At 43.3% G+C, this 18,580-nt stretch carries 13 protein-coding genes, 1 tRNA gene and 1 pseudogene; 2 read left to right on the top strand and 13 right to left on the bottom strand.

Annotation, left to right across the window (positions count from 1 at the left end; all coding sequences use genetic code 11):
• From PR767_RS09875 to PR767_RS09825, 11 genes and pseudogenes are all read right to left on the bottom strand, one after another.
• Positions 1 to 446: pseudogene (locus PR767_RS09875) on the bottom strand (T6SS immunity protein Tli4 family protein); the annotation flags it as partial.
• A 106-nt stretch (positions 447 to 552) separates the two neighbouring features.
• Positions 553 to 2,286, bottom strand: coding sequence for an esterase/lipase family protein (locus PR767_RS09870; protein ID WP_272520239.1), 1,734 nt, complete (start codon positions 2,284 to 2,286; stop codon positions 553 to 555).
• A 45-nt stretch (positions 2,287 to 2,331) separates the two neighbouring features.
• Entirely contained in the window at positions 2,332 to 4,857 is a 2,526-nt protein-coding gene (locus PR767_RS09865) for a type VI secretion system Vgr family protein (protein WP_272520238.1), read from the bottom strand.
• Entirely contained in the window at positions 4,854 to 7,517 is a 2,664-nt protein-coding gene (tssH, locus tag PR767_RS09860; protein WP_272520237.1) for a type VI secretion system ATPase TssH, read from the bottom strand. The genes PR767_RS09865 and tssH overlap by 4 nt, the downstream gene beginning before the upstream one ends.
• A gap of 166 nt (positions 7,518 to 7,683) precedes the next feature.
• The gene (locus PR767_RS09855) at positions 7,684 to 8,175 is read right to left on the bottom strand and encodes an Hcp family type VI secretion system effector (RefSeq protein ID WP_004912469.1); all 492 of its coding nucleotides are present in this window, start codon (positions 8,173 to 8,175) and stop codon (positions 7,684 to 7,686) included.
• A 2-nt stretch (positions 8,176 to 8,177) separates the two neighbouring features.
• The gene (locus tag PR767_RS09850) at positions 8,178 to 9,914 is read right to left on the bottom strand and encodes an OmpA family protein (protein WP_272520236.1); all 1,737 of its coding nucleotides are present in this window, start codon (positions 9,912 to 9,914) and stop codon (positions 8,178 to 8,180) included.
• Positions 9,915 to 9,916: 2 nt separating this feature from the next.
• The gene (tssL, locus tag PR767_RS09845) at positions 9,917 to 10,573 is read right to left on the bottom strand and encodes a type VI secretion system protein TssL, short form (protein ID WP_272520235.1); all 657 of its coding nucleotides are present in this window, start codon (positions 10,571 to 10,573) and stop codon (positions 9,917 to 9,919) included.
• On the bottom strand, positions 10,570 to 11,907 hold the full coding sequence (gene tssK, locus PR767_RS09840) for a type VI secretion system baseplate subunit TssK (protein ID WP_004912456.1): 1,338 nt from the start codon (positions 11,905 to 11,907) through the stop codon (positions 10,570 to 10,572). The genes tssL and tssK overlap by 4 nt, the downstream gene beginning before the upstream one ends.
• Positions 11,908 to 11,929: 22 nt before the next feature.
• Positions 11,930 to 13,474, bottom strand: a complete 1,545-nt coding sequence (gene tssC / locus PR767_RS09835) for a type VI secretion system contractile sheath large subunit (RefSeq protein WP_109911521.1) — start codon at positions 13,472 to 13,474, stop codon at positions 11,930 to 11,932.
• A 19-nt stretch (positions 13,475 to 13,493) separates the two neighbouring features.
• A complete protein-coding gene (gene tssB / locus PR767_RS09830; RefSeq protein ID WP_110732011.1) occupies positions 13,494 to 13,991 on the bottom strand; it encodes a type VI secretion system contractile sheath small subunit in 498 nt (165 codons plus the stop codon).
• A 651-nt stretch (positions 13,992 to 14,642) separates the two neighbouring features.
• A tRNA-Arg gene (locus PR767_RS09825) sits at positions 14,643 to 14,717 on the bottom strand.
• Between the two features lie 354 nt (positions 14,718 to 15,071).
• Between PR767_RS09825 and mlaA the strand changes: the two genes are divergently transcribed.
• Entirely contained in the window at positions 15,072 to 15,824 is a 753-nt protein-coding gene (mlaA, locus tag PR767_RS09820) for a phospholipid-binding lipoprotein MlaA (protein ID WP_004912414.1), read from the top strand.
• Between the two features lie 566 nt (positions 15,825 to 16,390).
• Here mlaA and fadL read toward each other — a convergent pair.
• Complete coding sequence (gene fadL, locus PR767_RS09815) at positions 16,391 to 17,710, bottom strand: long-chain fatty acid transporter FadL (protein WP_004912411.1); 1,320 nt, start codon at positions 17,708 to 17,710, stop codon at positions 16,391 to 16,393.
• Between the two features lie 353 nt (positions 17,711 to 18,063).
• On the opposite strand from fadL, the gene PR767_RS09810 reads away from it, so the two are divergent.
• The gene (locus tag PR767_RS09810; protein ID WP_004912408.1) at positions 18,064 to 18,360 is read left to right on the top strand and encodes a YfcZ/YiiS family protein; all 297 of its coding nucleotides are present in this window, start codon (positions 18,064 to 18,066) and stop codon (positions 18,358 to 18,360) included.
• Here PR767_RS09810 and PR767_RS09805 read toward each other — a convergent pair.
• Positions 18,357 to 18,509, bottom strand: a complete 153-nt coding sequence (locus PR767_RS09805) for a hypothetical protein (protein WP_162598829.1) — start codon at positions 18,507 to 18,509, stop codon at positions 18,357 to 18,359. The genes PR767_RS09810 and PR767_RS09805 overlap by 4 nt on opposite strands.
• Positions 18,510 to 18,580 lie beyond the last annotated feature (71 nt).

Genomic DNA, 18,580 nt, shown 5'->3' with positions numbered 1-18,580 from the left:
GCGGGCTTCTCGTTCATTTGATATTCTGAAAAACCGGCTTTTTCATACGTTTTTTTTCTGTTTACATATTTAGTATCTGATAGATCTAATATGTCCGCAGTAATGATAAATGCGATGTGGTTAACATACACATGAGCTTCTAAAATTCGACTTAAATCATCTCTCCCCGGAAGATTTCTATCAAAAATAACCCCTTTATCATTGGGAAGTTGAATAACCGCTTTCAGCATTGGTGCATTTTCTGCACTGGTTTTCCATTCTCGTAATTCTGCTTCACGTAACTCAATGCGTTGTTTAAACGATGGCGGGTAGATAAACTGACTTTCAATTTTAAAATCACCAATAAAGATACTATTACGAAGTTGATTATTAAAAGACTCAGGGACATCGATTACATAGCGCCCAATACATTGCGGTTTTGTTTTTTCAAATAAGGTCTCAATCACGGTATTTTCCTTGTCGGTCAATTCAGTCTGTGCGAGCGTTTTTGTCAAGCTCCCCCCAATACACATCACTATCCCAATAAACGCGATGATGCTTCGCTGACGATGATTAATCTGCTGCACGAATATCGACCTCTTGCACCATCTTCACGATGGCTCTTAGCGTAAATTGAATTGCTTTTCGATTTTTAATATCACCAAGGCCGTCTACTGCATAAGCATTTTGATGGTCTACATTGGTCGCCAAGCTACTTTGGGTTGATGGACTCTTGATAATATCCACCAGAGATTCAACTGGAACTGTACCATCGCCAGCACCTTGAGAAGAAACCAATCGAAATTGCGTGTATTTGTATGCGCTGCTATCCCATAGACCAAATGCATTGTTCAACTCATTCGCGCCAGAAAAGACAATGCGTTGGTTATTTTCAGGATTAAAAATTAAAGGACGCTTAGGACTTGGCTTCAAGGGGACTTCCTTTTCAACCGACCACGCAAGTGTGTTATCCGAGCTTATTTCTGTGCCATAAAAAACATAGGTATTCGGATGGTATTGACCTTTTTCTTGATGAACCATAAATTCCCGAACACTTGTATCCATCAATTTCGCGTACTTTACCCAATTAGCATCAATATCTATCTGTTTTTTATCCAAGATATCTGGCTCGTATAATCGCCACCACACATCTTCGCGCAAATAAATTTCATCAAACGAATCGAATTTTCCCGTGGAAGTCTCCACGATAGAAGGATAACGGCCACTGCCTTCGACAGTGAGCCATGAGGATTGATATCTCGGGTAAGGAAGAAGCTGGAGTGGGGCAGGGGCAAACGCAAGGACAGACATGAGTTCCTTTGCGGTAGAGCCTAAGACAGCCCCTGCAATACCTTCTTGTGCCGCGCCGACCTTCATTCGCCGATACGCAGCAGGAGAGCCTAAATCCGGAATAACACCATGCACAACGCCTAAGACTTTATCTTTGCACCCTTGAAATGCCCCTTCTGGTGGGTTCATGGCATAACGCGCAATTAACCCGCCCATTGAATGGGTTAAAATAATGACTTTTTCAATGGCTAAACCATATCCATGTTTATATTTGTAAGTATCTAGAACCTCATCAATATAGGTCGCCAAATTTTCAGCAGAAATGGCGTTATCTTCAAGCCAGTTATACCCGAAGACATGCACCGAAAATAAGAAATGTTCAAAATGCGCTAACTCTTCGTCAGACAATAAGGCTTCATGCGTTCCCCCTATGGGGTTATTCACAAGATGTCGTAATATGCCTTTTGATGGACCTTTGCTCTGAAAAGATTTGCTTTTATCGCTCCTCTCTATATTCAAGATATCGTGTTGCCAATCATCGAGTAATGCGGTTTGGAGCACATCAAGAAACGTCCCATAACTTAAAAAAAGGGCTTTTCCCCACCCGCGTTCGCGCCTTTTGGGTAACATGTTACCGTCATCACTAAAGGGGATATTTTCACTCTGAATATACTTACCTCTGTCATCAACACGTGTAGAATTTACATTTAATATCTTCCGCCTTTCATTACCACCTAAACTGGTCAGGTAGAGCGTGTCCATCCCCATATACTTATCCGCTCGCCAAACAGAAACTCCATCGTTATCTTTAAGATTAGTTCCCATAATTCCAGGAATAAAAATGACTGGAATTACTTTGGTTGGTGGTTTAATGCAGTGAGATTCTGCATTAAGAGATTTATGTTGTGCAGTGACATCATCCCAAATAACTTTGCCATTTTCCTTCCATTTGGGTAAATGGTAGGAAATATGCTGACATTCACCTACTGGTGAGGCATTATCAGAATTGTTATTCATCTTTATTCCTTTTAAATTATCACGTATTCAATAGGGTAAGACTTGCTATTTATTTTTATTTAGCTCAATTAAAGCATTATCCAGCCCTAAGCTATCTTGTGGGGGGATTTTCCCAGAGGTGTCGGTGGTTTTACTTTCTTTTATTTCATTGGCTAGAATATCAATTGAATACGAATTTTGAGAAACTTCATTAGGGATATAGGGAACAACTTTAGATTGAACAGCGAACTCAGAACTTTCCCATGACGGCATCGTTTCATTGATACTTTGCCCACCAAATTTTTGCCAGACAGCCCCACGCTCGATAATTTTATCGGGTGCGGCACATTCCACCGTGCCCTCTGCAATGCGAATATAGCCACCACCACTGGTTAAAATAATTTCCTTTTTAGCCTTGATGATGACTTTGCCATCATGACTACTGATGCTTAAATCTTTTAATGCATCTAATGACATTTCATCATGTTGAGCCTCAATCGCGATTTTGCCTTGATTGGCAAAGATTTTGATCCCGAGCTTTTGTGCAAATAGGCTGATAATTTCGCCAGCAGCCACGGTGAACTTTTTGGCAATACTAAAATCTGCATTTTTACGGGCAGTACTGATGATATTTTCACCAGCCGAGGTTTGAATGCTTTTGGGGGTGGTCTGTGCAATTCCTTCGGGTGAGGAAACCAGCAGAGCGGATTGCTGAAGTTCATTGAGTGTTTCAGACAGGAATTCTTTCTGTGTTTGTAAATCAGCCAGCTCAGCTTTTGCAACGTTAGCGGCTTCTTTGAGAGATTCCGTTAACTGCTGTGCTTGTTTTAACTGTGCTACCGCCTCTTCCATCGCCAGCACATCCCCACCGGCTTTATCCTGCTTATCGGTGGTAATAAACAACCCTTTACCTGCCCGAATAGCGCCCCAGCTGTCGGTGCGCAGCTCAAAACCGTCACCGCGTTGTTCGCGCTCGGCGTTCACCAAATGCCCCAGGTTTAACTGGGTTTTTCCGCCATACTCAGTGCTGAGCTTAATATGCTCTTGCCCGCGTTTATCCTCCATGCGCAGTTTGTTATTTGCAGGCGTGCGGATCACATTACGGGTGTTATTTTTATCCGTCACGTGGTCGGGGTGGCGAGAGTCATGGAGTGCATGAGCAATGTAAGGACGGTCTGGGTCACCTTCATGGAAGGCGATAGCGACTTCAGTCCCTTGAATTAGCGGGAAATGCATCCCATACGTATCGCCGGCGTAGGGTTTCGCCAAACGTACGGGCATACTTTCATAACCCTTGGTTTTATCATCACGGTCTGCATCGAATTTGACCCAATAAAACCCATGTTCATTTTGGTGGGCATAAATATCGTGGTCTTTTGCGCTGGTGACGCGTGCCATTAATGTTCCGGCAATGACAGGGCGCGGTTTGAGTGCAGGACGCCAGCACAGTGATTCCGTATAAGGCACGGCGTCGAAACGGACGGTCAGCGCTTTATCTCGGCTGGCGGTAAAGCGTAATCGCGTAATTAAAATCGGTGATTTAAAGACGGCCGGTAAGGTCGAAATGAGTGGGTTATCTTGAATATTTAATACCAATAATGGCGTCAGGTCTGCCGCGCTACTTTGCCCGCGTAGCAAGGTTTGTCTCGCTAAAAAGCGCTCGTGATCGAGTCTTGCCCAGAAGTTAGCGGTTTCAGTTTCAGGGCGAATTTTATCTCCACGGGTGAGGTGGCGGCCTTTATAGTGATAAACATCGCCGTAATTGATTTTTTCCCCATCACCGCGTGTCATGTCGGCGACGGCGGAGATTAACGTATCTTCCGCCAGTCGGTGGTTATAGTCTTTGGCAAAAACAGTGCTTTCAACTACTTGATGACGTAAAGATAATCCCCAAACACTGTCGGCATGGTTATCGCTCAGCCCAGATGGGCTATTTAATGGCAGCGTTTTGTCATACACATAGCCACGTTGGCTGTCAGTAAAGTGGAGCACCTCGGTTTGGGTATCATCTTGTAAACCAAAGCGATAAAAAATCCCCACTTCACTGAGTAAGCGCTCAATAAATTGGCGGTCGCTTTCGTTAATTTGGTTGATTTGTTCGCGTTTTGGGTACGCTTTTTCGAGATGAAACTCGAACTCCCAGCCTTTGAAATTGTGTTCGCGTAAAATTTGTTCAACTACTTGCGGCACAGATTGGTTGATAAAGAAACGATGGCTGCGAATTTGATGGCGCAGTAGCGCAAAAAAAGGCTCGATAACTAACTGGTAGCGGGCTTCATCTGCAGAGCCAGAGAGACGACGGAAATCCGTCACCACGCCATGCACACGTTTGGCAACGCTCGGCTGAGTGGCGAGTCCCATTAAGTTATTCATCGGTGCCGAAAAGGTCAGGCTAGCATTACGACGCAGTAATTGTTGAGCAGAAAGATCTTGAGCGGAACAGGTAAACGTAATCTGGTAGCGATAGGGTTCGCTAGCGGCTTCACGCCCGGTAAAATGTTCAACGTCCAGTAGGTCTGAGCAGCCTTGCACTTCAAGGCGATAGCGGTTTTGACCTTGAAGGAGGTTTTTGGCTGTATCGAGTAGGCTCATGGATTTATATCCTCAATATCACTGAAACTCAGGGTGATCCCGTCTTCTTCGCTATACCCTAACGTCAGGCTTTGTGCTTGCTGGTGGTTGGCTTGGCGCATGAGTAATTGTTGGCTAAGTACTGGCAAAATTTGTTGGTTAAGTAGGCTGTCTATATTACGGGCGCCGGTGTCAGGTAATAAACAGGCGCTCACGAGGGTGTCATACAGCGCTTCTTCGATAATACCCTCAAGCTTGTAGTGGGTGTAGAGACGCTTAATGACGCTACCCAGTTTCATTTCAACAATTTGGCGCAGTGCCACAGGGCCTAATGGGCGATAAATTAGGGTTTGGAAGCGGGCAAGTAATGCAGGTTGGAAGTGGTCACGCAAGGTTGGACGCAGCAGTTCTTGTAACTCGCCGTCGGTCGACTCAGGGAATTCTTCGAGTTGTTGCATGATCAAGTCACTGCCCAAGTTGGCTGTCATTAAGATCACGGTATTGCGAAAATCAATTTCACGGCCTTCGCCATCGCGCATGAAACCACGGTCAAATACTTGATAAAACAGGTTAAGTACATCACGGTGGGCTTTTTCCACTTCATCGAGTAATACGACGCTATAAGGACGCTTGCGAACAGCTTCCGTTAAAATCCCGCCTTGACCGTAACCCACATAACCTGGAGGCGAGCCTTTTAATTGGCTGACGGTATGGGCTTCTTGATACTCAGACATGTTGATGGTAATTAAGGATTTTTCTCCGCCAAACAGGACATCTGCCAAGGCTAAGGCAGTTTCGGTTTTCCCTACACCACTTGGGCCAACCAGTAAAAACACCCCTTGCGGGCCATTTTCTGAAGCGAGTCCTGTACGCGCCGCACGTAACCGTTGTCCAAGCGCCAATAATGGGCTTTCTTGACCGACTACGCGTTTACCTAGCGACTCTTCTAACTCAAGTAGCTCGGTTTGTTCATCTTTTAATAGGCTGGATAAGGGCACGCCTGTCCAATCAGCGATGACAGTGGCCACCGTTCTGACATCCACATCCGGAGTGATCAGCGGTTCATTTTGTTGTACGAGTTCTAACTGTGATTGGATATCGCTGACATCTTGGGATTGTCGACGCTGCTCTAAGAGCTCGCTGATAAGGTTTTTTTCTTGTTCAAAACGCTGTTCTCGCTCAGTCAGTTGTAGGGCGATTTGGGCGTCTTGAGTGACTAATTCGCTCAGGAGGGGTTGGTTGGTGGTGTTGCCAATCACCAAATCATCAAGGATCGCTTGCTGTTCAAGTTCTAATGCAGTGCGCTTGGCTTTTAAACGTGTCAGTTCTTCAGGGAGTGTATCGAGGCTCATGCGGATACGAGCGCTGGCGGTATCAAGTAAATCCACAGCTTTATCGGGGAGTTGGCGACCGGTTAAGTAACGGCGAGATAAGGTGACAGCGGCTTTGACCGCATCATCGGTAATGTGAACACCGTGATATTTGGCATAGCGAGGTTTTAATCCACGCAGCATTAAACAGGCTTTTTCATCATCAGGTTCATCGACTTTGACCACTTGGAAGCGGCGTTCTAAAGCGGCGTCACGCTCGAAATATTGCTTATATTCAGACCAAGTAGTTGCGGCAATCGTGCGTAATTCACCACGGGCCAGAGCGGGTTTGAGTAAGTTAGCGGCATCTGCGCCACCGGCTTGGTTGCCTGCACCAATAATGGTATGGGCTTCATCGATAAATAGTAAAATTGGTGTTGGGGATTGTTGTACGGCTTCAATCACGTTTTTTAAGCGCTGTTCAAATTCGCCTTTTACGCCAGCTCCCGCTTGCAGTAGCCCTAAATCTAATGTGCGTAATGATGTGGTTTGCAGGCTGACAGGCACATTGCCTTCAACAATACGTAAGGCTAAGCCTTCCACTAACGCCGTTTTCCCGACACCCGGTTCACCGACGAGAATTGGGTTGTTTTTGCGGCGACGGGAGAGGATATCCACCATTTGGCGAATTTCATCATCACGGCCAAACACAGGGTCAATCCCACCTTCGCGCGCTTTATCGGTGACGTCCACCGTAAATTTATTCAGCACTGCCAGTAAGGCATCGTTCAGTGTGTTACCGATGACATTCGGTGCTGGAGTTTCGTTTGTTGATTGCGTTTCAAGTGGCGCTTCTGCCGGTAAAGATTGATTATGTACCGCAAGTTGCTGCACTTCAGGGCGCTCATCGGATTGCGCATCAAGCATCGGTCTTAAGCGTTGTAATTGTGTGATGCTTAAGGTCATTAATGGCCAAAGGGCGTCGTTCGGAACTAAAGAGGGTTGCTTCACAATCGCCGCAAGAATATGGACGCTGCGAATGTGCTCGATATCTTCATCCAATGAGGCTATCACCCAAGCGTTTTGAATTAAGTTTAGGAGTGATTTTGAGAGGGAGGGGCGGCTATGGATAGAGCGCGGTAAGCTATCGATTTTAGCCAATAAGCTCTGCCAAAGGGCTGACATATCCCACTCATAGCGGCGAGCTAACACCGTGATATCGCTTTCCCCCATTTCCAATAATTTGAGCAACCAATGTTCAATGGTAATTTCCGCATGCGCCCGTGTCTGGCAAAGTGAAGCTGCCGCTTCTAATGCGCTGGCACAGTAAGGGTTTAGGCGACGTAATAGCATCACGGATGAATTGTCCATATTCTCTCTCTTGTATTGGGGGGAAATGGTTAGAGACAGCAAGGAACGCTACCGCCCCTAACCGTTAACCGAGGTTCATTAGGTATCAAGATAAATTGTGTGTTGTGTGTCATCGGCGTACGAATACGTACAAAAAAGCAGACGCCGAAACGCCTGCTTGTCTTAATTAAGCGGTAGCACGCTCATTCCACGAGTCGGAATGAATGATGTTGCCGTCTTTGTATGTCCAAGTGATTTTTTCATAGCGCAGCTCAATCTCTTCGAGATGGTTGTGCTTCTCTTTATTAGGGTCTTTAATGTCGTGCATTTTTGGCGCGACTTTGACCACTTTGACGTTTTCGAGCTTGGTATTGAAATATTCGACTTCTTGTCCTGCATCATCAATGCGGTACCATTTGAATTCGGCTTCTTTCAAGGTTTGGCCAGTCGTTACCGCTTTGTACAAATAAGGGCTTGATGCATCAATTTCTTTCACGAAAATAAACGGGGTATGAATACGTGTACCCGTTAACTTACCGGTATTGTTATCGGTTGGGATGTACAGGTTATGGTCTTGTGCGACCACTTCAATACTGCCTTCACGGTCTTGTACATTAACAGAGCCCTTGATATCTGCGCCGCCGTCATCTTTTAGCCATAAATAAACAGGAATAGCCATTGTTACTTCTCCTTTCGGGTCGAATGTGTGTCATCGTCCATCGGTGACACGGTTTGATTATCTGTCTCTTGGCAAGCATCTGCCTGAGGGATGAGTCGTATTTCAACGCGCCGATTCTTCGCTCGGCCTTCAGCGGTTTGATTATCGGCAACAGGGTTATTCTGGCCATCTCCTCGAACGGCAAAACAGGCTGGACTGATATCACTGGTCTTTATCATCCAATCTCTGACCGATTCGGCGCGTTTCAGGGATAGTGTTTGGTTGAGTGCTGGGTTTCCGGTGTTATCGGTATAGCCTGAGACGACAATCAACCAACCGGGTTTCGCTTTAATATTGAGTAAGGCGTCGACCAAAACCTTGGTGGCACCTGCTTTTAGCGACGATTGTCCCACATCGAATAGCGATAAGCTGTCAAGGCTGACTATTTCGGGGGCATTTTGAACAATGATAGGCGCAGGAGGCGGTGAGGGCGCCCAACCACTTAATAGTGTGTGCAAGTAGGGTAATATTCTCGCTCCCTGATATAACGCTAAAGAATGAGAGGTTGGGACTCCTTCGCGTTCCCAGCGCGCTAATTGAGCTGCATCATCTTGCAGTTGCTGGTAAGCAGTCTGTTTTGGTGCAAGTGGTGTATCTGACAGTTGCGAAAAACGCGCAATATCTTCACCAATATGACGAATGAGTTGCTGATTATGGTAGTAACTTCCGATTAATGTGCCTATTAAAAAAACACCAAAAATAATTCCGATAGCGCCGAGGGTTCTTTCTGTACGGCTTAAGCTAATATCATGGTGTAAGCGACGCAACATTACATCGGGCAAAGGTAGCAAATCAGTAGTTTGAATTGATGAATATAGAGGCAGCATGGTTTTTTCTTGAATAAATTGCTGCCATAAATTGTTTGGTTGGCTAGTGATATCAATCCACTGAATAGCCCATGCTGAAGGGATTTGTTTCGGTGCTCCAGCTTGAGGTAGTATGAATTGAGGAACTAAAACTTGGTTTAGCCAGCTTTGTAAGGTATCTAGCCATAGAGAAAATTGCAGGCTTTGTTCTGACTGACCGATATGCGTGGGTAGCCACACAGAGTAAGGGACTGACATTGTACCTTCTTGCTCCACCTGAAATTCAGTTTGGTGGCTGAGTAACGTCATCCAAGGGGTATGTTCATCATCAACATGCATAGCGGTATCAGCGTAATGAGGTTTAGAAAGGTATACCGTTACCCAAAATGGCAATTTAGCACCGATTTTTTGACGACCTTCCCCAATAGCTCGACGCCAATTGAGTAGCGCTTGTGTTAGAGTTTCTTGTTGGGTCAGTTGCTCGGGTAATACAACGTATAGTAAGGATAAGTGCCCAGATAGCGATGGGGCATATTCCACCAATGCGGCAATCAATTTAACGAGCTCAGTGGGCGCGGATACACGAATATACCAACCTTGATTTGTTTCTCTGTGTAATTGGGCATCCAGAAATAGCGCTTGAGATTGACCACAAACTAAAATGACAGGCCCCTGATAATTATCAGCCGGAAATGCACCTGTATAATCATGTTCAGTGGATAATACTTGGCGTCGTTGTTTATATTGCCAAAACAACATTCCACCCGTCAGTACTAAGACGAAGACGGAAACAAAAATGGAGACACTTTGCCCTAGAGACCAAAACCCCCAAAGTAGCCACAAGAAAAGTCCCGTAGCAAAAAGCGTCAGACACGGTTTGATTGGATTTTGCATGCCTATCCTTGTGTCATCCACTGTTGTAGTAAATGTTCTAGCGAAGCACTGAACCCCCACCACATGGCGACGAGTATGAGAATGCCGCCTATCCAACCAAACCAGTAAAGTCTGCGACGGCTAAACCGTAATTTAGGTTTTACGACGAGAGGTAATTCTGAAGTGACCAGATAGTCCGGAAGTTGAACATTGAGTTGAGCGATGATCCGCTCACGTTCTGGCGCTTCTTTTTGACGAAACTTACCGACAAACCCGAGGGTAAGCACACGATGAAAACAGAGCAAAACGTCAGGATTCGGGGCGGTTTCGTTTAAAATGCTGCGTAGGCGATCCCAAAGTTTGTCTCCCGCTTCTAATGTATTGAAGTAGCGGGCTTGCAAAGGAGATTGGATCCAAGTGTTGTACCCATCATCTTGGTGCTGGCGATTCATCACGCTTTCATCAATTAGCGCACATTGGGCATATTGCATATGTTCAATGGCGGATTCAGGGTAGCCATGTTCGAGTAATTTTTGGCGTGTTTCATCAATGAGTTGGCAAACACGACGATAAAAACTATCCCCTTGAGTGATGGCAGTGCCTTGATGTAATTGGCAAACCATCAGCCAAGTTTGAGCGAAGATCATGTCGATAGTATGGTGCGATGTTGTATTGTTCATGAGCGAAGTACCGCAAACAGCTCTAATTGAATGTCACCTAACGTGCTTGGAACATAGAACGCACACTGCCCAGAAGAGAGCATGGCTTGACCCGCAGGTGTTTCAATATCTAGCGCAAAATATTGATTTTCTAAGCGAAGAGGAACCGCCGTTGGGACATGACTGAGCGGTTTCAATGGAATACCATTGAGTGCCACATTAACGACGTCAGCCACATCATCACTACTACCCGCTTTGCAAAGGAGTGGAAATTGAGCGATTAATAAGTGAGCCGGTAATGATGAGCGAACCGATAAGTAAAAATCGGCTTCTTCACGTAATCGACCGTCATGGAGTTGACCTTTCCAGAATGGACCTTCTTTTACTAATTCAATACTGATAACACGCGAAGGTAAGCTGGCTTCAAGTAGCGTATTTAATAAAGAAAAAAGCGGTGGAAAAACCTGCTCAGGCTGCTCATGTTTGTATAGTGGTATATCTTCCAATTTATGTTCTAAAGAGAAGGTTAATAAGCTCCCTGCTAAACGAGCAAGTTCTCGGTAGAGTAATTCAGGATGACGATGTAATGCAGACCCGAGTTCATTGAGTACGGGTTCAGCGCTGTTTAGTGAGTTCAATAGCCAAAATAATGAGACATCAGCAACCACAAAGTCGGCCATTTTTTCATTACTTTCGCGACGTAGCGCCATTAAACGGCGGCGTTTAGCTACTAATCTATGCATAAACTCCGAGAGTAATGAACGTAATTCAAGGCTACCCTGACAAGCAAGCAAGGGGGGAATAAAACGGTTGTCGAATTCCCACATCCCTTGAGCGTTGCGGATAAGCCGTGCAACCGGACAGGTCATATAGGCTTCATTCTCATCATGGGCAAAACGTAGCGTTGCCACATGACGCAATACGGCAATATCCGTTTCCTCATGTCCGAGCAGATCTTGAACTTTAACCCACTCTTGACTAAATCGACGAGGGCGATCGGTACCCGCTTCAGAGGCTAAGTTGCCACCATTTGCTAGCATTAAAGGTAATGCTAAAACGATGTCTAACGACTGGCGGTCTGCGTAGTCTGCAAGGGATAACACCGGAGGAAGCGCATCAGCTAGAGTGGTATCAATAAGTGTGCCATCATGGAAACGCACAACCATTTTTTGTGCGCTAACGCGAGATAAGGTTAAAGCACTGGCATCAAATTCCGCGCTAATCACCCCCCACGTTGAGGCAATGCCCATTTGAGCAACGACTTCAGCGACATGGCTGTCCCAACGGGCTTGTTGTTGAAATTGTTGAGGGGCCAAAAAGGCCCCGTCTGTCCATAGGGGACGGTAGATTTTCATCCTGAATGACCTTTATGAACCGTTAGGCTTTGGCTTTAGGCATTTGTGAAACTAACGATAAATCAACATCCATACCTTCGACTTGGAAGTGTGGGACGGCATACAGTTTCACGCGGAAGAAGCCAGGGTTATCTTCAATATCTTCGACAACCACTTTTGCATCGCGTAAAGGATGAGAGGCTTGTAAATCATCCCCCGGATCAGTCATTTCAGTCACTAAACCACGCACCCAGTTGTTGAGTTCTAATTCAAGGAGGCGTCTATCTTTGGTGGTACCAATGTTTTCGCGTTGAATAAGCTTCAAGTAATGGGCGATACGAGACAGTAAGAAAATATACGGTAAGCGGGCGTTGATACGGCTGTTTGCAGTTGCGTCAGCGGTGTCATACAGTGCTGGTTTCTGGGCTGAGTTGGCAGAAAAGAAACAGGAGTAATCACGGTTTTTGTAGTAAGACAGCGGGATAAAACCAAGGTTCGCAAACTCAAACTCGCGGGTTTCTGGGATCATCACCTCAGATGGGATTTTGACCTGACTACCTGTTCCTAAATCAAATAAATGAATAGGTAAATCTTTCACTGCGCCACCTGCCTGCGGGCCACGAATTTGCACACACCAGCCATTATTGATAAAGCTTTTTACCATATTGGCAGCAAAGGCAAATGTGGCATTCGTCCACAAATATTTCTCGTGATCTGGCCCTTTTACTTCTTCGACGTAATTGAAGCTACGAACAGGTACAGTATCTGGACCATAAGGTAGGCGACCCAATACACGCGGCATGGTTAAACCAATATAACGGGCATCATCCGAGTCACGGAAGGCTTTCCATTTGATGTATTCAGCACGGTCAAAGTAGTTACCAATATCTTTGATTGCAGCCACTTCTTCCATGGTTTCTTTGCCAAAGAATTTTGGTCCAACAGAGCCAATAAATGGCATATGGGCAGATGCGGAGACTTTAGAGATACTACGTAATAAGGCGATATCTTGAGGGCTGCGATCAAATTCATAGTTAGAAATCATCGCTGCAATAGGCTCACCACCTGGAGTGTCATATTCCGCAATGTAGGTATGGTGGTAAAGGCCACTTTGGATAATTTCCGGGCTATCTTCGAAATCTTGGCGTAGGTCATCTTTGGCGATATCCAGTAGCTCAATTTTGACGTTTTGACGAAAATCAGTGCGATCAACGAGGAATTTTAAACCACGCCAAGTAGATTCAACTTTTTGGAAGTCTTGATGGTGCATCACTTCGTCAAGTTGTTGACTAATTTGCTTATCAAGTTCAGCAATATGATGATCAAGTAAGTTGCGGTCTAAACGTTCCACTTTTTGACCGGATGATTTTAAACGGTCTAAAAAGACTTGAACAGCAACCGTGACCCGTTCATCCGCAGTTGCATCCGCTAGTGCAGCATTATCTTGGAATTCATTAATATCACTGATTGTAGCAACAGGGGTTAAATTAATTTTTTCAAATAAAGAAGCATAAACACCATGATTAGACGCATCATCAAGTACAGTCGTTGCACCTTGGGTTGATTCAGTTTTTACAGACATCAGCATAATCCTTTAGTAATCCAAATTAATCTTTCTTCGGTGCAAGTTGGGCTAGCTCTTCGCGCAGTTCATCACTGAGTGTTGGATCCTTAAGGATATTTTCCAATTCACGGCGAAATGTGGCGTTATCGAGGAGATTAGATTTTAGGTCGCGTAACAGATTACGCATGGCTAACATTGCGCGCAGTTGTGGGATTTGACGAGCCACTTGCTCGGGTTCAAAGTCCGCCATGTTTTTAAACGTTAATGCGATACTTTCTTCACTTCCATCCCCTGCTAAGGTGTTTTTAACCGTTAGATTGACTGACGGTGAGAATTCATTGAGGACGCTGTCAAAGTTATTTTTATTGATATTTACTTTTTCACGTTCAGATAGCGCACGATCATCTTGCCCATGACTATAATCACCAACCGCTAACAGCTTCAGGGGTAACTCGACTTTTTTCTGAGCCCCCCCCGTGTGCAGATCTAATTTAATATTAACCCGCGCTTTAGGGACTTCATTTTGAAAGCTATCTGACATGAGTGAATTTCCTTGAATTTTAACAGGTATATTTCTTGGTTATTGTTAAATGGTTACAATTGAATTTGATATATTTAACTTATGTAGTTATTTTATTTATATCTTCACTAAATGAATAAATCAACTTTTCTTATCAATAAGTGTGAGTGCAAATTAATGTATTTTTTTGAGTTATCTTAGTTTTGTAATTTGAAAAACCAATCATATCAACATCTAATGGCTTTATTTTCTTATTGTTATGATTTTTCTGTGTCAATAAAACCTTTTTGTAACACTTTATTTCAAGTTGTTACAGAGTGATTCATAAGAATATTTACTCGTTTATTGTGTAGGGACCCTGATTTTGAAATAGGAAATTACTTTATGAAAAGGAATTGATGAACCCTATGAAAAATCATCGTTTTTAATGGTCTTTGAAAGAAATGTGTGACATCGGGCATTATTACGACCGCAGTAAAAAAGGGATATTGCAAAACAGCCACGGCCATTTGAATACAAACGCAAAAATTGGGTTGTCATCAATCTAAAAAGCTATTTTGGTGTGAGGATGAAAAGGTAAATACATCAAGCTTGCGGAAAGCTTTAAAAGAAGGATATAAAGAGATTTAATTGATTAGAAAGGATTTTTATTGAGTCAGGTAGACTTCGGCATGGTGTCCCCTGCAGGAATCGAACCTGCAACTAGCCCTTAGGAGGGGCTCGTTATATCCATTTAACTAAGGGGACTTTTGGTGTCAAAATTACGACAGCGAGGGCATTTTACTGTTCAGACCTAATTGAATCAAGTTGTTACGGGCAAATAATCGAATTTATCTGCCATAAATTTTTTTTTGACTGTTTTTTATTCGAAAGTAGGGAGGTTGTCATTTTTAAAATTGAGTGAGGGAGTATTTCTGTTTTGTACTAATTGTTCAATTTTCTTATAATAAGAATATGATTAAATGGCTTATAATTAGTCTTTAAGATAATCAAATAACTCAAAAGGATTAACATAATTCTTTTTTTAGCCTTACTATAAGCAAAATATTTATTACAGTGGAAAGTACCGTAGTAGGACGGTGCAGGGAATGGAGAAATGTTATGAAGTTTCGCATGACGGGTGTTTTTCTGGCAGGGGTGCTGATTGCAGGTTGTGCTAGTAGCATTGACCCAGAAACACATGAGCGTTCAGACCCTTTAGAGGGGTTCAACCGAGCAATGTTTAATTTCAACTATAACGTCCTTGACCCTTATGTCTTGAGGCCTGTAGCGGTTGCTTGGAATGATTATGTCCCGATGCCTGCCCGAAATGGATTAACCAATTTTTTCGTTAACCTTGAAGAGCCTGCAAGTATGTTAAATAGTTTTTTACGTGGTGAAGTGACTCAAGGTTTCAAACATTTTAACCGCTTTTTCCTTAATACCGTCTTTGGTATGGGAGGCTTGATTGATGTTGCATCAATGGCCAATCCTCAGCTAGTTAAAGAAGAACCCAAACGCTTTGGTAATACCTTGGGTTATTACGATGTGGGCTATGGTCCCTATGTGGTGCTACCGGGATATGGTAGTGCAACACCAAGGGAACAAGGTGGTGATTTAGTTGATGATTTATATCCAATGTTAAGCTATCTCACATTCTGGATGTCAGCAGGTAAGTGGGCACTGGAAGGAATTGAAACTCGTGCAAGGTTGTTAGATTCAGATGGATTGCTGAAAAACTCTTCAGATCCGTACTTAATGATGCGAGAAGCCTATTTCCAACGTAATGACTTCTTATCAAGTGGTGGTGCGTTAAAAGCAACAGAAAACCCAAATGCAGCAGCGATTGAAGACCAGCTTGATTCGATAGATTAGTAAATTGAATTGTTTTGGAAGGTTTATCACTCTCTTGCATTAGAACAATACTAGAGAGTGATAAATAGAAAGCTAATCATTGTCTCTTTTTCCTCGTTGGGAGATAGTGTCAATCAGGGCGATTACCCCTAATACACCAATAAAACCTACAGTAAACAGTGTTCCCATAAAACCTCCTAAGTTTTCGTCATTGTTGCCTCTTTTACATGCCTTCACGGCCGTAGCCAATAATAGAATATAGCGTGATTAATATAGTTTGATGAAAAGCCATATATTAGTGGGTGTCATCAGTATAAATTATGCTATTGGGTTGTAGTTGCAAATAAGAACATTCAGAGAATGAATGATAATCTAATGAAATATAAAGCAAATTATCTCAAAAATGAGGTTGTATCTATTTTATAAAGAAATGGTAAAGTGAATTATATGCTTAACATTTAATTTACATATGATGAGGGTTAGGGTCAAGAAAATTTATGTTAAGTTTTGAAAATTAGTGGGATGAGATAGTTGAAGTTGAAAATAGTATCAGGGAGGGAACTCCCTGATACTGAAAATTCAATTAATTAGAATGTATAGTTGAAGTTCACACCATATAACCAAGCGGAACCTTCAGATTTGAAATGATATGCAGGAAGAACACTTTCAGGAATATCTTCACTTAACCGTTCCTTGATATCAACTTTCTTACCGTGCATGTAGGAGATACCGACATCAACAGAAGCATTTTCATTGAATGCATAAGTGGTACCAGCACTTAACCAGTAACGATCTTGGTCAGGTATAGAAATTGAACGGTAATCAGAGCGTACAGGTGTTTGGTCGTAGGCAATACCTGTACGGAATGTCCAGTTTTCATCATAGAAATAAGTGGTACCCAGTGCTAAACGCCATGCATCTTTAAAGTGTTCAGGTTTATGGAATAACTGCTCACCGTCACTTTTTCTGTAGGCGGTTAATTCTTTAAATTCACTCCAGCCAGTATAGGCAACGCTGTAGTGTAGAGCCCACTTAGGTGCAACTTTATGGTAGCCAGAGAATTCCCAGATATCAGGTAAATTAAGGTCTAACTTACCTTTGATTTTTTCACCACCTGTACCATTTAATTGAGTTATTGCTTTTGGTATGTCATTGGAATATTTGCCATCTTCAAACTTAACTTTAACTTTTGAACGGTAACTTAGGCTTAAACGGTTATCATCATTGATTTCATATAAAATACCCGCATTCCAACCATAACCCCAGTCATCGCCTGTTAATTTGGCCATGGTAGTGCTAGCTGGGAATTGAGGTAAACCTAATTTAGGCGCTAAAGTACCTAGATCTCCCGCATGACGGGTAATTTCAGCATCGGCATACACGGCATTCACGCCCAAGCCAAAACTAAAATTATTATTTACACGGTATGCACCACTTAAGTTTAGATTAACTGTTTTTAAGTCTGTCTTACCGCCTATAGGGCCTGCTGCATAATTTTTATTAAAATCAGTGGCTAAACCAAAGTTGGTGGTCATTGACGTACCGACTGCCCATTTGTCATTAACTGGGAATATAAAGTGTGCATTGGGTACAACAGCACTTGGTGCAATGTCATTTGCGGTGGTATTGCTACCGAGAAGTGAACCGCCTTTGCCTTTAATATCAACACTTGGGTCAATATAAACGGCACCAATAGAAAGAGAAGGGCGATCAAACAACATCATGGCAGCAGGGTTTCGACTTCCCTCACTTGCGTTGTCGCCCATCGCACCAGCTCCCGAAAACGCGCGTCCCAGTGCGGATGTAGAATATTCATTAAGCAAAAAACCAGCCGCGCCTGCGTTGGATGATACAATTGCCACTGCTATTGCTAAAGCTGATCTAGAGAACAGGTTTTTCTGGCTCATGACCAAAACCCTCTTATGTTTTATTTTGAATAAAGCGACTTCTATCGCAAGAAGCGCAGAATTGTAGGGTCCCTTGCCGTTATGACAAATCAGACCAGTTACTAGAGTATAGGTCTGACCACCTGATATGTTGCAAGCTTGTTTTGCTATTATTGTGATATTGTTTTCAAAAATGCGACATATTTAACAAAATGGCAACATGAGCGGATAAATTGAGAACAATAAGTATGCGAATACGGGGTAAGATCAAACTTATGTTTAATTATTAGCGATATATTTTGATACACACTAGTTTTTAGCACTTTTTCAGCGTTATGATAGCGACTTAACAGTTTGTTTATTTGGAGAGTAAAATGACTGATGCGATTAACCGTTGTAGCGCGGATGAAACCGCAGCCTGCTGCTGTGTAGATGTGGGAACAGTATTGGATAATAAAGACTGTACTGCGTCGTATCAGCATGTTTTCGCTACACAAGGTGAAGCTGAAACCATGCTGAAAACACTCACAGAAAAAGCAAAATCTGTTGAGTCTGATCCTTGTGTCATAACCCATTCTATTAAGCCTGTAGAGGGTGGTGTTGAGCTGACGGCTGAATTTAGTTTTAGCTGTGAAGCAGAAAGCTTAATTTTTCAGTTAGGCCTTCGTTAATCAAACGTTTGAATTTGCTCTGATTTGCCTTTTATCGCTAAAACGGTGGTCTGATTAACACTCAGTGATAAAAGGCTTCCTTCATCCCCCTCGTTTTCCCTTACTGCAATTTGTTGCATTTTTACTCTAAGTTGCGTACCTGCTCGCATTTTTTATTAATACCCATTGATAATTGTGAATTTTATGTTAACAATCATTACAGGTCAGACCTCTTTATCCG

It is taken from the genome of Providencia sp. PROV223 (assembly GCF_028479245.1).
Classification (GTDB): domain Bacteria; phylum Pseudomonadota; class Gammaproteobacteria; order Enterobacterales; family Enterobacteriaceae; genus Providencia; species Providencia rettgeri.
Note: the sequence above shows the minus strand (reverse complement) of the source record. Positions and strands in the feature narration are given on the sequence as shown.